This window comes from Rhizobium sp. BK650 (assembly GCF_014195325.1).
Taxonomy (GTDB): Bacteria; Pseudomonadota; Alphaproteobacteria; order Rhizobiales; family Rhizobiaceae; genus Rhizobium.
Map to the genome: position 1 here is coordinate 1 of NZ_JACIBK010000015.1, position 14,866 is coordinate 14,866.

Here is a 14,866-nt window from a genome sequence, read left to right on the forward strand (position 1 = left end):
ATATTAACATGGACGATCTACGGGAGCACAAGAAGCTCGCTCTACGCCAAGCCGCATGACCGCCAAATTTTGCTGAACTTGACGCACATAACCCAGCGGCAATTCGGCGGGCGAGCGTCAGCGTGCCTAAAGGAGCTGGTCATGACTGGGTAGGCAGGTTGAGCAATTTGCATGCGCCTGTCCATCGGGGACAGAGTAGCGCCGACAGGTGCAACCTCTGATGTGGAGCACTGTCGGGCCTCTCGATTCCGATGCCGCTTGTTCCGCCAGCGATCAGCGCTGTCTTGTTCTGTTCTCCTGTCGGAGCGATGTTGTTGTGGGAGAGAGGGACAAATCGCGGAAGCGGAGCACACGATGGTCCGTGCTCCGCTCGCGGTATCCCGATCGTAAAAGCATTCAGCCGCGTAAGTCACTAGGTCATCCACTTTCTGTGCTCGGCGAACCGATCCACCAGCAGATCGATGAACAGACGGACCTTGGTCGGGAGATGACTTTTATTCGGATAGACGGCGTTGATCGCGAACTCTACGCCACGGTACTCGGGTAGCAGGGGCACGAGACGGCCTTCAGCCAGATCGTCGGATACGAGGAAGCTAGGTGCGAGGCTCACAGCGCGGCCGTTGAGTGCAAGGTAGCGAAGTGTTTCGGCGCTGTTGGTGACCATCGATCCGCTGACCTTCACGCCGCTTCGCTCACCAGTTTCGTTCTCGAAGGTCCATTCGTCGCCGTAGGGATAGTAGGTATAGCGCGTGCAATCTAGTGCCGCGAGATCGGCAAGCGTTGCTGGTGTCTTGTGCTGTTCGAGGTAGCTTGGCGAGCAGACGAGGATGTGACGCCACGGCGTCAGCTTGCGGACGATGAGACTGTTGTCGGATAACGGGACCGTGCGGATGGCGAGGTCATAGCCGTCTTCGACCATATCCACCATGCGCTCGCTGACTCCGAGGTCCAGCGTGACCGAAGGATAGAGCTGCATGAACTCGTCCATAACAGGAAGCAGGAACCTTACGATGGCTGCAGTGGAAGCCAGCCTGAGAACACCGCGTGGGGTTGTTGTCAGTGCGCTGGCCGCCCGGTCTGCCTCGTCGAGATCGGCAAGAATCTGGGCGGACCGATCATAATAGAATTTCCCGGTCTCGGTGAGGCTGACCTTGCGGGTTGTTCGGTTCAGGAGCCTGACCCCCAATCTTTCTTCCAGCGACTGAACGTGGGTGGTGACCATTGTGACCGACATGTTCAAGCGTCGTGCCGCGGCTGTGAACCCGCCGCATTCGACCACTTTCCCGAAGACCGAAAGACTTGTGAGCCGGTCCATGATCGCCTCCTGATTATCCGCTCTAAGCGTATGATCCTTACGGATATAAGCAGATTATCAGTCGGCGAACAGCGGGGCATCTTAACTCTATCAGCACAGACCCGCGCTCCATGCGCGAATTCGTAGGAGATTCCGAAATGGTCGAATTGCCTCGCAAGGAACTGTTCGAAACGTCGGCCAAAGCAGATCGCAAGATCGAGGATATTCCTTCTGCGCCTGCCGAACCACCTGCACGCGCCTCCCCAGCCGCGCCGGTCAAATCTAGGAAATCGCTTATCAAGACGGGTGTCCTCGCTCTTGTGCTTCTGTCAGGCGCTGCCTGCGGCGTGAAGTTCGGCCATCACTATTGGACGGTGGGTCGCTTCGTTGAGTCCACCGACGATGCATACGTGAAGGCCGACTACACGACCGTTGCTCCAAAGGTTGCGGGCTACATCAAGGAAGTATTGGTCAACGACAACGACACGGTAAAGGCAGGGCAGGTTCTAGCGCGCATCGATGATCGCGACTATCAGACCGCCCTCAACCAGGCTCGTGCAGACGTGAATGCTGCCGAGGCTGCCATTACAAACATCGACGCGCAAATTGCATTGCAGCAGTCCGTCATTGATCAATCCAAGGCAGCGGTAAGCGCTTCGAACGCCTCGCTCGTATTTGCGAAGTCGGAGGCCGGGAGAAACGCCCGGCTGATCGTCAGCGGCGCGGGTAGCCAATCGAAGGCGGAGCAGACACAATCCATGATGGACCAGGCATCCGCTGCCGTCGAACGCGATCAGGCCGCGCTCGTCGCCGCCAAAAACAAGGTGCCGGTGCTGAAGACCCAACGCGATCAGGCCGTCGCGCAACGCGACCGCGCTGCGGCGGCTGCAAGCCAGGCAGAGCTGAACCTCTCCTACACGAACATCGTCGCCGCGGTGGACGGGACCGTCGGCGCGCGCTCCATCCGTGTTGGCCAGTACGTGACGTCAGGGACGCAGCTGATGGCCGTCGTTCCGCTGCATTCCGTCTACGTGGTTGCCAACTTCAAGGAAACCCAGCTCACCTACGTGAAGCCTGGCCAATCGGTCGAGGTGAATGTCGACAGTTTCCCTGATCTGGAAGTGAAGGGTCATGTCGACAGCATCTCTCCCGCAAGCGGCCTTGAGTTTTCGCTGCTGCCTCCGGACAACGCCACAGGCAACTTTACAAAGATAGTGCAGCGCATTCCCGTGAAGATCGTGCTCGACAACGACGAGATCGCTGGCCGCCTACGGTCTGGCATGTCCGTGGAGCCAGAGATCGACACCAAGGAAGCCCGGCAGTCGGCGAAGGAGTGAGGATCATCCGCTCCTGGCGGACAGCCCTTCCGATCCTTTGGCGATTATCGACATCACGGCGTCATAAGAAATTCCTGAAGACCCGGAAGGAGATAAGTCATGGCTATTCTTCAGCTCGCAGTTAACAACGACAGGCCTCAGCCTACGACGCCTCCGGTACCACCTCCACAGGTCGCCGCGAAGTCCGAGATGAACGCGCTGCGCATGTGGTGCGCAGTCGTTGGTTCCACGCTCGGGGCCTTTATGGCTGTGCTCAACATCCAGATCGTCAACGCATCGCTCGCCGACATCCAGGGTGCGATTGGGGCAGGCAAGGATGATGGTGGTTGGATATCCACATCGTACCTCATTGCCGAGATCGTCGTAATTCCGCTCTCCAGCTGGCTTGCCCGCGTCTTCTCGGTCCGAACCTATCTGCTCGTCAACGCGGTTATGTTCCTGATCTTCTCCGTGGCCTGCGCCTTTGCTGTGAATTTGCAGCAGATGATCGTGCTGCGCGCTATCCAGGGCTTCTCGGGCGGCGTCCTGATCCCAATGGCCTTCACCATCATCATCACGCTTCTTCCCAAGCCGAAGCAGCCGATCGGCCTGGCGCTCTTTGCTCTTTCGGCGACGTTCGCTCCGGCAATCGGTCCAACAATCGGCGGCTATCTCACGGAGAACTATGGCTGGGAATTCATCTTCTACGTCAACCTCGTTCCCGGCTCCATCATGGTTGTCATGCTCTGGGGATCGCTTGATCGCTCGCCGATGAACCTCGGTCTACTCGCCAAAGGCGACTGGCCGGGGATCGTGACCATGGCGATCGGCCTGGCCGCGCTACAGACCGTGCTCGAGGAAGGCAACAAGGAAGACTGGTTCGGCTCGGACTTCATCGTTCGGTTGTCCGTCATAGCCGCAGTGTCGCTGACGCTCTTCCTGATCATCGAACTCAGGGCCGCCCATCCACTGTTGAATCTGCGCCTGATGCTCCGCCGCAACTTCGGCTTCGGCATCGTTGCCAACTTCCTGCTTGGAATCGCGCTCTATGGCTCGGCCTTCGTACTGCCGATCTATCTGTCACGCATCCAGGGCTACAACTCCGAGCAGATCGGCACAGTGCTTGCCTGGACCGGTATTCCGCAGCTTCTACTTATCCCGCTCGTCCCGCGCCTGATGGAACGCTTTGATGTCCGCCTCTTGATCATTGTCGGCTTCGCACTCTTTGCCGCCTCGAACTTCATGAACGTTCACATGACGGGCGACTATGCAAGCGACCAGCTCTTCTGGCCAAACGTCGTGCGCGCTGTAGGGCAGGCCCTGGTTTTCACGCCGCTATCGGCGATCGCCACCGCGGGCATTGAACAGGAGAATGCCGGATCGGCATCGGCGCTCTTCAATATGATGCGCAACCTCGGGGGTGCGGTCGGCATCGCTTCGTTGCAGACCTTCATCTCGAAGCGCGAGCAGTTTCACTCGAACATCCTCACGAACTCGATAAGCGTGTTCGAGGAGGCGACCCGGCTCCGTGTCGCCAGGCTGACGACCTACTTCATGACACATGGCGTCACCGACCAGGCCGCGGCCACCCAAAAGGCGCTCGTCGCCATCGCGGGCAGTGTCCGCAAGCAGGCCACCATCATGGCCTTCAGCGACACCTTCTTCCTGCTTGGCGTGGCGCTGGTCGTGGCCCTTCTTGCAACACTTTTCTTGAAAAAACCCGGCCATGTTTCCGGCGCGGGCGCTCACTGAGGAATCCGGCGATGGCCATAATGACTGAGGAACCTGTCTCGCGCAGGGAACGTGCTGCAAGCGGCCGGAGCGTTGATCCGTCCTCGATCCTGTCGGTTCTGGAATGGCTTTCGGGCGACGAATGCCATTCGGTCGACGAGGCTGGTTTGGTCGCTGGACTCGGAAGGATGCTTCGCCAGATCGGGTTGCCGGTCGACAGGCTGACGCTTCACCTGATGACCCTCCATCCCGAAATCCTCGGACGCACGCTTGCCTGGGCGCCGGGGGAGCCGATCGAAGTGCACGATCGAGAGCATGGGATGAAGATGGCCTATGCTACGAGTCCGCTTCGCAAAGTCATCGACTCCCGTGAACCGATGATCGTCGACGCCGATGACCCGATGTGGCCATGGCAGCACATCGACGTGTTCGAGGGCAGGGGACTTGTTCAGCTCGTCATCGCCCCACTGTCCAATGTCGACGGACCCGTCAGCGCGACGGCCTTCGGAACCAAGCGTGCCTCTGGCTTCGCGCTTTCGGAAATCCGCGCCATCGAACGAATACTCCCGGCCCTGCGCAATACATGTGAGATGCGAGTCATGCGGCAGGCAGAGCTGTCACTGCTCGACGTCTATATCGGCCCGATGACGGCGCAACGCATTCTCGCCGGCCGTATCCGGCAGGGCGAGATAGAGACGATGGAAGCCGCGCTCCTGCTTTGCGACCTTCGCGGCTTCACCGAACTGTCGAACCGCTTCCCCGACGGAAAGGTGCTTGAACTCCTGAACGCCTACTTCGACGTCGTCGTGCCGGCCATCACCAGCCACGGCGGCGAAGTCCTGAAGTTCATGGGCGATGCCGTGCTTGCGTTCTTCCCGAGTTCCGATGCGGGCATGGCATGTAAACAAGCACTGGCGGCTACCGACGAGATTCTCAATGAACTCTCAAGGTTCGTCCTCGATGCCATTCGCATCGACGCGGCAGTCGCCCTCCATTACGGCCGCGTTAGTTACGGCAACATCGGATCGGGTCGGCGGCTCGACTTCACTGTTATTGGTCCGGACGTGAACCTTCTCAGTCGCATTCAGACGGCATGCGGCACTCTCGGGAAGGCTGTTCTGATGTCGGATGCTTTCCGCCGCCGCGCTGGAAACAAGAGCGTCGTCAGCACTAAATTCCACCATCTGAAGGGTTTCGAAGACCCGATCGAACTTTTCACGATCTCAACACAGGACGGAACGCCTGAGTGAGGCTGATCCGTGTTGCCAAGCCGAGATCGCGCTCGCGTAGCTCGCCACCTGTCAATACAGGATGGTTGCGATGCAGCCCTGTTTCAATTTCGGCGAAGCATTTACTACTACAAGGCTATTGCTTCGCTGTACGAGTTCGCCCGGAAGGGCCGGCACGCTTTGTCCGTCTCATCATGCTGCGCGAGTCGCAGATCAATGGCTAAGCCTGCTGCGGCGACATGCACGTGACGGATGTCCAAGTGGAACTGGCAGTCATGACGTCGGTAACGGCCGCTAGAAGGTGAGGAGCGTCTCGAGAAATGGTTTATTTTTGTTCTCCGCAAGGAATTCGCTTAGAAATTCAAGACGAAGCTTTGGGGTCGCGGGGGGGGTGGTGGCGAACTGAAAACACAAACTTTGGTATACCTTCTTCGTGAGGGCAGCCATGGTATCGTTGGGCTGTACAGGACCGCCTAAGGACGACCCTCTACGACCTCTAATGCTTCGTGGCGGCGATCCCCAATGCGCTGCATGGAGTGCAACATAGGTTGCCAAGGAATGTCTGGCTCCCGGGCGAAGATAGTCGCTATGGTCGATGACGACCGAAATTTCCGGGTCGCATTGGACGATATGCTTGCGTCTGCCGGATTACGCGCCGAGCTTTACACTTCGGGCGAAGATTTCGTCACTAGGAAGGGCTACCTCACTTGTGATTGGATCATAAGCGATCTGCGGATGCCAGGAATGTCCGGAATCGAACTTCTCCGACGGCTGAGGGAAGATGGAATCGAGCAACCAGTTATCATAATGACACCTATTCAGACCCGAATGCAGCGGCTGTCGCTTTCAAACTGGGAGCCTGTGCGTTTCTCAGCAAGCCCCTAGATAGCAATCAATTGCTCAATCTGCTGAGGCCACCATGACTGAGGCCAGCCAAGCATCGATGTCGTCGACGGTTCACGTCATTGATGACGACCCCAGGATTCAAACAGCAGTCCGCCTTGCGTCTGGTGGCGAACGGCTGATGTTCGGGTTTCCTGACTTGATTCCGGCCCATCGTAGCCCGCTTGGCCTTCGGCTCAAGCGGGCGTCCTTTTGAGTATGGCCGCGTTACTGCGGCTTAGGCTTGCGGGACCGTGTCGACGTCAGGCTAACGATGGGTTGACTTGCCTCTCGATTGCCGTGATCGGCTTTTCCCTCCCCATTTCCACCGCAATCTGCGCTCGAGGTCGGAGCCGGTCGGCTATTGTCAGCCGCGCTGCCACCTCTTCCGGCACGGTCCGCGCCAATTGACTACAAGATCATCGTTACGCCGAACGAGGCTGACCGATCCGGCGGCACCCGAAACGGAGGTCGGACCTGTAACGGAACTATTCCTTGGGATTATCGCTGGACGATCACTCGTGTCCCCGGCTGCACCATCTCGTAAAGCTCTTCGACGTCCTCGCGGTACATCCGAAAGCATCCGCTCGATGCGTTAGTGCCGATAGAAGAGGGGTCGTTGGTACCGTGGATGCGGAGCAACCCGTCCGCAAGATAGATCGCGCGCGTTCCAAGCGGATTTGCAGGGCCAGCTTTCACAACTTCCGGAAGCCTTGGATTCTTCTGCCGCATGCTGGCTGTCGGCCGCCATTCGGGATGCATTCGTTTGGATACGACCCGCGTCGTTCCGTACCACTGTTTGCCTTCGCGACCGACAGCAATGGGGTATACGAACTGCTCGCCGCTTGTCGTCGTGTAAACAAGTGTGTGCTCTCGCGTTGCGATTACGATGGTTCCCCGTGGGCTTCGCGTCGAGGGTTCGCGCCGTTCTTGCAAAGGTTCCCGATAGCCGGGTTCCGGCTCGTAGTAGGGAGGTGGGGGATAGGGGCTGTAGGGGGCCTCATACCCATAGGGGTCGTATTCGTCGTATCCATCATACGGCGCGTAAACCTGGGCCTGGGCATGCGCCGCTGTCAGAAAGAGGCTCGCAGCAAGTAGAACCATCAATCTCATTTTATGCCATCCGCTTGTTATACAAGCATGATTGGGCGGAATGTCTGTGGCGGCACTATGGCATAAAAACACTATGAGCGGCCATTGTGCCAGCCCCAGGTTGATCTAGACTAACTGCATTAATCGGTTCGTAACGGGGTAATGATGACTTGCTTGGAAGGCCCAAGCTTGCGGCTACTGCCCGGTCTGCTTGTCGTGTTTCATCGCCTAGTTCCTCGTTTCAGACAATGCTTCACGAGCTTGCAACAGACAAAACACCAAAATCCTCACAACGCTTCGGCTGACAACGCGTCAAATTGCCCGTTCAAAGTGCCGAAAACCGTGTTTGGTCACGCCAGACCTCCTTTTGGACACTAACAGCGTGGTCTGGGCCATCCGAGGGTTCCTTATACATCGCCTAAACGCCGGCTTGCGGAGAATGAGGCTACTTGCTCCGCAAATTTGCGGCCTAATAGAGGTTAATTCTGCGCAGACGCGGAACCCGATGCCTCGCAGTGGCAGTCGATCTGTCGATATGATGTCGTCGTCGAAAGAGAACAAGAGTTGCCAAGTGGCATAAACATGCTAGTCTTCTGTCAGAAAGAGAGGATGCCATGCAGCTCCAACCCATTGCTTCGACTCCCTTCAACAGTGGATTGCCTGAAATCACCGACACGGAAGCAGGAGCGCTGGCGCGCACAACCGTGAACCTCTTCAATGTTTGGAAGCTTACAGACGCGCAGGCTTGCATCCTGCTCGGTGGTTTGTCAGCCCGTACATGGGCACGGTGGAAAGAAGGCAACGTGGGCCGCGTTGATCGCGACTTGAAGATGCGGATGGCTCACCTGATGGGCATCCATAAGGGAGTGCGACATCTGTTCAAGGATGCGACAAGAGGCTATGAATGGATCAAAGCGCCGAATACGGCCTTTGGCGGCAAGTCGGCGCTTGACGTGATGCTTCAGGGCGAGCTTTCTGATCTTGCCGTCATGCGTGAATGGCTCGACGCGGAGCGAAGCGCGTGGTGAGTGGCCTTGCTGTCCGTTCCCATGTAAAGTGGCCCAAAACCTTCCGCATCATTAGATCCATCTATCCACCTATCGATTTGTTCGAGGACATCGCCGACCCCCGCGACTGGGAGGCCCTTGTAGCCGTCGAGGCAAAGACGAACCCGCGCATTCGGTTTGAGGTGGGCGACCTTGGCAAGGTCCCCGCGAGCCGTCGTGTCTCGGGTCCCGGCGCTAGTTATGTAATGGCTCCATTTGTCCATTGCTCCACCGGGCGGCCCGGGCGGTTCACGGACGGAAGCTATGGTATCTACTATGCAGGCGACAGTGAGGAAGTCGCTGTCGCCGAAACAATACATCACCATCAGAAGTTCATGAATTCAACGCCCCAGCCCCCAGGGTGGACTTCGGATTTTCGTGTCTTGGTGGGAAGCGTGGACCGGGCACTAGACGACGTGAACGCGGTTCCTGACGTCCTGAATCCAGACGACTACACCGCTTCGCAACTTGAGGGACGCAGGCTGCGGGCAGAGGCAAGCGATGGCCTCTTGTGGAACAGTGTTCGAAAGCCTGGTCACCGCTGCATAGGCATCTTCTGGCCTGACGTTATACCTATCCCTGTCCAAGGGCGGCATTATTGCTATCACTGGGATGGGACACGGGTAGATTTCGTGCGTCAGTACGACACTGGGACGGTACTGGCGGTAACTTAACGGACGGCTTGGGCGACTAAGTCGGCGGGCGAGCAGATGCGCTTCACAGGTGGTGACGACAGCGTGCGCTCCGTAAGGAGACGCACCGAGCTCGAGCCACGGTGCAAAAATTGCTACTTCAAGGGCCTTCGCGAGCACCGGATGACCCGCTGAGGCACCGGGTACGTGTATGCTTGCGCAATCGCGCTAGCGAGGCAGCAAGCTTCCTCACGGCATCATGAAGCTGAGCGGCGAGAATCTGAGAAGGCGGACCCTAACAGAAGCGAAATGATCGCCTCGCTGTCATCGACAGACATTTCGACGAAACGCCCGCCATGGGGGACGAGCATCTCCCTGAGGCGCTCGCCTGCAATCTTCTTCTCTTCATCGGCAAAAAACCGCTAAAATGCGAATGTGGCACGCCAGAGTTCATTTTGGGCCATGAAACCGATTTGTGGGCCAATCCAAAGTTCCCTTTTGCAGAACTACTCCTTGACGCCATTCGCGCTTTGAGAAATGCTAAGATGTCAGACCAATTTTAAACCGACTGCCTCGTAAGAAATTGGGGAACCATGAAGGCAAATGATAGCGACAGGCCGGTCATCCAGCCGCTTCCAGCGATCGACCGCGCCCGTCAGGTGACGGAGGCGCTAGCGCATTATGTAGAAGATGCCCGGCTTCAGACGGGTGACCGGCTACCGGCGGAGCGTGAGCTGATGGCAGCCCTTGCCGTTGGGCGTTCCACCATTCGTGAAGCGATCCGGCATTTCCAGGCGCTCGGCGTGATCGAGACCCGGAAAGGCAGCGGAACCTACCTGCTGAAACCGGTTTCTCGAGACACGGTCCATATGCCGCTGTCGTTCAATACGACGCATCTGCGCGATGTGTTGTTGCAGACGCTGGAAGTTCGCCGTGGCATCGAATGCGAGGCCGGCATGGTGGCGGCGCGGCGGCGGACCGCGAAGGACCTCGTCGTCATCCAGGAAAAACTTGACGAGATGGAGCGGGTGCATCTTTCCAAAGGTGCTTCCGGTCCGGAGGATCTCGCTTTCCATCTGGCGGTCTACGATGCCACGCACAATCCGCTGTTCCGCCAGCTTCTCGAACAGATGCGCGAGACCTTCGAGCGCTTCTGGACGCATCCTTTCGATCGGCAGGATTTTGCTCGCCGGTCGTTTCCCTTTCACCGCACGCTTTTTAACGCCATTGCCGCCCAAGACACCGAGGCGGCGCGGCGTGAGACACTGAAAATCCTCGACGTGGTCGAGGAAGACATCAAGGAAATGTCCCGATGACCGACGGCCTCGAACCGTTCGACCTTGCTTCGATGATCACCGCCCATGACGAAGGCAACTTCGCCGAAGCGGTCGTTCCGCCAATCTTCCAGACATCGCTCTTCACCTTCTCTGACTATGACGACATGATCGCCTCCTACCGCGGCGAAAAGGTGCGGCCGATCTATACGCGCGGTCTGAACCCGACGGTGCGCCTGTTCGAGGAGATGCTGGCAAAGCTCGAAGGAGCCGAAGATGCATTGGGTTTTGCAAGCGGCATGGCGGCGATCTCGTCTGCGATTCTGAGCTTCGTGGAACCCGGCGACCGCATCGTTGCCGTCAAGCATGTTTATCCCGATGCCTTCCGCCTGTTCGGCACGATCCTGAAGCGCATGAAGGTCGAAGTGACCTATGTCGACGGCCGCGACGAAGAGGCTGTCGCCAAGGCGCTGCCGGGTGCGAAGGTCTTCTATATGGAAAGCCCGACGAGCTGGGTGATGGAGGCCCATGATGTCGGTGCGTTGGCAGCCCTTGCCAGGAAGCACGGCGTCGTCACCATGATCGATAACAGCTGGGCGAGCCCGTTCTTCCAGCGACCGATAACACTCGGCGTCGATCTCGTGATCCATTCGGCTTCGAAATATCTCGGCGGCCATAGCGATGTCGTTGCCGGCGTTGTCGCCGGTTCCACGCAGATGATCGCCCGTATCAAGGCCGAAGCCTATCCCTATCTCGGCGGTAAGCTCTCGCCTTTCGATGCTTGGCTCCTGATCCGCGGACTGCGCACCCTGCCGATCCGAATGCGGGCACATGAGACGGCTGCCATGACGATCGCGCAGCGCCTGCAGGCGCTCGATGTCGTCGAACAGGTCTGTCATCCCGGTCTTGCCAACCGCCTGCCTGCCGGCCTCAATGGCACGTCAGGTCTTTTTTCCTTCATATTCCGCGAAGGCATCGACGTCCGAGCCTTCGCAGATCACCTCAAGCTTTTCAAGCTGGGCGTAAGCTGGGGTGGACACGAAAGCCTGATCGTACCGGGCGAGGTGGTGCTGCAACAAAAGGCACAGCCGAACTCCGCACAAACCTTTGGCATCAGCCCGCAATCTGTGCGCCTTCACATCGGCCTCGAAGGAACCGAGGCTCTGTGGAGGGATATCGAGGAGGCGATTGCCGTCGCCTCGTAACTGAAACCTCACAAACAACGATGGAGGGGAACCGAAAATGAAAAAGCTCATTCTTTCAACGCTCTTTGCGACCACGATGATGGCAGGCACGGCTTTTGCGGACACGACGCTCAAGCTCGTCGAAGTCATCACCAGCCCTGAGCGCACCGAGACGCTGAAGTCGATCGTCGGCAAGTTCGAGGCCGCCAATCCCGGCACCAAGGTCGATATCATCTCGCTGCCCTGGAACGAAGCCTTCCAGAAGTTCGCGACCATGGTTTCGGCCGGCGACGTGCCCGATGTGATGGAAATGCCCGATACCTGGCTATCGCTCTACGCCAATAACGGCATGCTCGAAAGCCTTGAGCCCTATCTCGCAAAGTGGGAGCACACCAAGGAACTGACGCCGCGTGCGCTCGAGCTCGGCCGCGACGTCAACAAGACCGCCTATATGCTGCCCTACGGCTTCTATTTGCGCGCAATGTTCTACAACAAGAAGTTGCTCGCCGAAGCCGGCGTCAAGGAACCGCCGAAAACGATGGAGGATTTCACCAAAGCCTCCGAAGCCGTCTCCAAGCTGCCGGGTAAATACGGCTACTGCATGCGCGGTGGTCCGGGCGGTTTGAACGGCTGGATGATCTTTGCCGCCTCCATGGCCGGTGACAATAAGTACTTCAAGGATGACGGCACCTCGACCATGAACAGCGAAGGCTGGGCAAAGGGCATCGAGTGGATGGTCGATCTCTACAAGAAGGGTTATGCGCCGAAGGACAGCGTCAACTGGGGCTTCAACGAAGTTGTGGCGGGCTTCTACTCCGGCACCTGCGCCTTCCTTGACCAGGATCCGGATGCGCTGATCGCCATTGCCGAGCGCATGAAGAAGGACGATTTCGGCGTAGCTCCGCTGCCGAAGGGACCGGCCGGAAAGTCTTACCCGACAATCGGTTACGGCGGCTGGTCGATGTTCACGACGAGCCAGAACAAGGATCTTTCCTGGAAACTGATCGCAACCCTCGAAGGGCCGGAAGGCAATATCGAGTGGAACAAGAAGATCGGCGCCCTACCGGCCTATACGGCTGCCGAGAAGGATCCTTTCTACGCTGGTGACCAGTTCAAGGGCTGGTTCGAGGAACTGGCCGACAAGGACACCGTCCCGACGGTTATGCCGACCTACCTTGAGGAATTCGCTTTCTTCAAGGACTCCATGGCGATCAAAACCTCGCAGCAGGCTCTACTCGGGGACATCTCCGCCAAGGACCTTGCCGATCAGTGGGCCGACTACCTCACCAAGGCGCAGCAGAAGTTCCTCGCCAAGAAGTAGGGCAAAAATCGCAAACGGCGGCGGAGATCGTCCGCCGCCGCTCATGCAACGACAGACGGCGCGCGGAAGCGCCGCAAGGGGAAGTATAGGGTAAATGACCATCACCGCCGAAACGCTTGAGATGCGCCACGACCGCCGGCCATGGCTGCGCCGCCTGGCCGACGCCTCGGAGCCTTACCTCTATAGCGCGCCCTCGCTCGTCCTGATCATTGCGGTCATGCTGGTTCCCCTGGTGGTCGGTGTTTCCTATGCTTTCCGAGATATCCAGCTTCTCAATCCCTTTTCCGGCGGCTTTGTCGGGATCGAGCATTTCCGCGCGCTTTCCCAGGACAAGGCCTTCTATGGCGCGCTGAAGAACACGCTCTGGTGGACCGGCGCTTCCGTCCTCCTGCAATTCTTCTTCGGTCTCATCCTCGCCCTTCTGCTCGACAAGCCGTTCTGGGGAAGGGGCGTCATTCAGGCGCTCGTCTTCCTGCCTTGGGCCGTACCGTCGTTCCTTGCCGGCCTGAACTGGGCCTGGCTTTTCAATCCGGTTATCGGGCCGATCCCGCACTGGCTGTTTGCGCTGGGGTTGATGAGCGAACCGGGCAATATTCTCTCCGATCCGCAATATGCGATGTGGGGACCGATCATCGCCAATGTCTGGTGGGGCATTCCTTTCTTTGCCATCACGCTGCTTGCCGCCCTGCAGGCGATCCCGCGCGATCTCTATGAGGCCGCCTCGATCGACGGCGCCGGCTGGTTTCAGCGTTTCTGGTCAATCACCTTGCCGTTTCTGGCGCCGACGATCGCCATCACCGTCATGTTGCGCACTGTCTGGATTTCGAATTTCGCCGACCTCATCGTCGTCATGACCGGCGGCGGTCCGGCCGACAGAACTCAGATCGTCGCGAGCTACATCTTTACCCAGGCCTTCAAACGGCTCGATTTCGGTTATGCCTCGGCAATCGCGCTGGTGCTGCTGGTGCTGCTGCTTGCCTATTCAATGCTGATCATCCTGCTGCGGCAGAGCCTTCTGTCCAAGGATTGAGCCATGAGACGATCCCTTCTCCCCATCGTTGCGCATCGCCTGGCGATCCTCGCCTATGTCGTCTTCGCGCTCTTCCCGCTCTTCTGGCTGCTGAAGGTCTCGGTCACGCCGAACGATCTTCTCTATACCGAGGGCGTGCGCATGTGGCCCTCGCGGACCACTTGGGAGCATTATAGCTTTGTCCTACAGCACAGCGCCTTTCCGACCTTCTTCAAGAATAGTCTGATCGTCTCCGCCTCGACGGCGGTGGCAGTGACGATCTGTGCCTCGCTATCGGGTTATGCATTGTCGCGATTCACTTTCCGGGCCAAATACTGGATCGTCGCGCTGATGCTGCTCACCCAGATGTTTCCACTCGTCATGCTCGTCGCGCCGATCTTCAAGATCCTGTCGCCGCTGCACCTGACGAACAGCCTCACTGGCCTCGTCATTGTCTACACCGCCTTCAACGTGCCCTTTGCGACCTTCCTGATGCAGTCCTTCTTCGATGGCATTCCGAAAGATCTCGAGGAAGCGGCAATGATCGATGGTGCTACTCAGTTCACGGCCTTCCGGCAGATCATCCTGCCGTTGACGCTGCCCGGTATTGCGGCAACGCTCGGCTTCGTCTTTACGGCGGCGTGGAGCGAACTTCTCTTCGCGCTGATGCTGATCAACGGCAATGACGCGGCGACCTTCCCGGTTGGCCTTCTTACCTTCGTTTCGAAATTCTCCGTGGATTTCGGGCAGATGATGGCGGCAGGTGTCATGGCGCTCATTCCGGCCGGCCTCTTCTTCCTGCTTATCCAGCGTTATCTCGTTCAGGGCCTGACGGCCGGTGCGGTCAAGGGTTAGT

13 protein-coding genes are annotated in these 14,866 nt (G+C 58.3%); 11 read left to right on the plus strand and 2 right to left on the minus strand.

What is annotated here, in order from left to right:
* Positions 1 to 412: 412 nt before the first annotated feature.
* Positions 413 to 1,315, minus strand: coding sequence for a LysR family transcriptional regulator (locus FHX15_RS26915; RefSeq protein ID WP_184401405.1), 903 nt, complete (start codon positions 1,313 to 1,315; stop codon positions 413 to 415).
* A 137-nt stretch (positions 1,316 to 1,452) separates the two neighbouring features.
* Between FHX15_RS26915 and FHX15_RS26920 the strand changes: the two genes are divergently transcribed.
* From FHX15_RS26920 to FHX15_RS31855, 4 genes are all read left to right on the plus strand, one after another.
* Positions 1,453 to 2,631 (plus strand): HlyD family secretion protein, encoded by a 1,179-nt coding sequence (locus FHX15_RS26920; RefSeq protein ID WP_184401406.1) that lies wholly within the window; start codon positions 1,453 to 1,455, stop codon positions 2,629 to 2,631.
* 99 nt (positions 2,632 to 2,730) lie between these two features.
* A complete protein-coding gene (locus tag FHX15_RS26925; RefSeq protein ID WP_184401407.1) occupies positions 2,731 to 4,362 on the plus strand; it encodes an MDR family MFS transporter in 1,632 nt (543 codons plus the stop codon).
* An 11-nt stretch (positions 4,363 to 4,373) separates the two neighbouring features.
* Complete coding sequence (locus FHX15_RS26930) at positions 4,374 to 5,591, plus strand: adenylate/guanylate cyclase domain-containing protein (RefSeq protein WP_184401408.1); 1,218 nt, start codon at positions 4,374 to 4,376, stop codon at positions 5,589 to 5,591.
* A 567-nt stretch (positions 5,592 to 6,158) separates the two neighbouring features.
* On the plus strand, positions 6,159 to 6,455 hold the full coding sequence (locus tag FHX15_RS31855) for a response regulator (protein ID WP_184401409.1): 297 nt from the start codon (positions 6,159 to 6,161) through the stop codon (positions 6,453 to 6,455).
* Between the two features lie 498 nt (positions 6,456 to 6,953).
* Here FHX15_RS31855 and FHX15_RS26940 read toward each other — a convergent pair whose 3' ends face one another.
* Positions 6,954 to 7,565, minus strand: coding sequence for a L,D-transpeptidase (locus FHX15_RS26940; protein ID WP_184401410.1), 612 nt, complete (start codon positions 7,563 to 7,565; stop codon positions 6,954 to 6,956).
* 593 nt (positions 7,566 to 8,158) lie between these two features.
* On the opposite strand from FHX15_RS26940, the gene FHX15_RS26945 reads away from it, so the two are divergent.
* The 7 genes from FHX15_RS26945 to FHX15_RS26975 all read left to right on the plus strand — a co-directional run bounded on the left by FHX15_RS26945 (position 8,159) and on the right by FHX15_RS26975 (position 14,865).
* Positions 8,159 to 8,572 carry an MbcA/ParS/Xre antitoxin family protein gene (locus FHX15_RS26945; protein WP_184401411.1) on the plus strand — a complete coding sequence of 138 codons (414 nt, stop codon included), beginning with the start codon at positions 8,159 to 8,161 and terminating at the stop codon, positions 8,570 to 8,572.
* On the plus strand, positions 8,566 to 9,264 hold the full coding sequence (locus tag FHX15_RS26950) for an RES family NAD+ phosphorylase (RefSeq protein ID WP_184401412.1): 699 nt from the start codon (positions 8,566 to 8,568) through the stop codon (positions 9,262 to 9,264). The genes FHX15_RS26945 and FHX15_RS26950 overlap by 7 nt, the downstream gene beginning before the upstream one ends.
* A 551-nt stretch (positions 9,265 to 9,815) precedes the next feature.
* The gene (locus FHX15_RS26955; RefSeq protein ID WP_184401413.1) at positions 9,816 to 10,538 is read left to right on the plus strand and encodes a FadR/GntR family transcriptional regulator; all 723 of its coding nucleotides are present in this window, start codon (positions 9,816 to 9,818) and stop codon (positions 10,536 to 10,538) included.
* The gene (locus tag FHX15_RS26960; RefSeq protein WP_184401414.1) at positions 10,535 to 11,701 is read left to right on the plus strand and encodes a PLP-dependent transferase; all 1,167 of its coding nucleotides are present in this window, start codon (positions 10,535 to 10,537) and stop codon (positions 11,699 to 11,701) included. Before FHX15_RS26955 ends, FHX15_RS26960 begins: the two co-directional genes overlap by 4 nt.
* A gap of 37 nt (positions 11,702 to 11,738) precedes the next feature.
* Entirely contained in the window at positions 11,739 to 13,001 is a 1,263-nt protein-coding gene (locus FHX15_RS26965) for an ABC transporter substrate-binding protein (protein WP_184401415.1), read from the plus strand.
* Positions 13,002 to 13,095: 94 nt separating this feature from the next.
* Positions 13,096 to 14,031, plus strand: coding sequence for a carbohydrate ABC transporter permease (locus FHX15_RS26970; RefSeq protein ID WP_184401416.1), 936 nt, complete (start codon positions 13,096 to 13,098; stop codon positions 14,029 to 14,031).
* Between the two features lie 3 nt (positions 14,032 to 14,034).
* Positions 14,035 to 14,865, plus strand: a complete 831-nt coding sequence (locus tag FHX15_RS26975; RefSeq protein WP_184401417.1) for a carbohydrate ABC transporter permease — start codon at positions 14,035 to 14,037, stop codon at positions 14,863 to 14,865.
* Position 14,866 lies beyond the last annotated feature (1 nt).

Bases quoted from the DNA above. Each gene is read 5' to 3' on its own strand.
- FHX15_RS26955 (WP_184401413.1), top strand. From the start codon at position 9,816: ATGAAGGCAAATGATAGCGACAGGCCGGTCATCCAGCCGCTTCCAGCG.
- FHX15_RS26970 (WP_184401416.1), top strand. From the start codon at position 13,096: ATGACCATCACCGCCGAAACGCTTGAGATGCGCCACGACCGCCGGCCA.
- FHX15_RS26965 (WP_184401415.1), top strand. From the start codon at position 11,739: ATGAAAAAGCTCATTCTTTCAACGCTCTTTGCGACCACGATGATGGCA.
- FHX15_RS26940 (WP_184401410.1), bottom strand. From the start codon at position 7,565: ATGAGATTGATGGTTCTACTTGCTGCGAGCCTCTTTCTGACAGCGGCG.
- FHX15_RS26925 (WP_184401407.1), top strand. From the start codon at position 2,731: ATGGCTATTCTTCAGCTCGCAGTTAACAACGACAGGCCTCAGCCTACG.
- FHX15_RS26975 (WP_184401417.1), top strand. From the start codon at position 14,035: ATGAGACGATCCCTTCTCCCCATCGTTGCGCATCGCCTGGCGATCCTC.
- FHX15_RS26915 (WP_184401405.1), bottom strand. From the start codon at position 1,315: ATGGACCGGCTCACAAGTCTTTCGGTCTTCGGGAAAGTGGTCGAATGC.
- FHX15_RS26920 (WP_184401406.1), top strand. From the start codon at position 1,453: ATGGTCGAATTGCCTCGCAAGGAACTGTTCGAAACGTCGGCCAAAGCA.
- FHX15_RS26960 (WP_184401414.1), top strand. From the start codon at position 10,535: ATGACCGACGGCCTCGAACCGTTCGACCTTGCTTCGATGATCACCGCC.
- FHX15_RS31855 (WP_184401409.1), top strand. From the start codon at position 6,159: ATGGTCGATGACGACCGAAATTTCCGGGTCGCATTGGACGATATGCTT.
- FHX15_RS26930 (WP_184401408.1), top strand. From the start codon at position 4,374: ATGGCCATAATGACTGAGGAACCTGTCTCGCGCAGGGAACGTGCTGCA.
- FHX15_RS26945 (WP_184401411.1), top strand. From the start codon at position 8,159: ATGCAGCTCCAACCCATTGCTTCGACTCCCTTCAACAGTGGATTGCCT.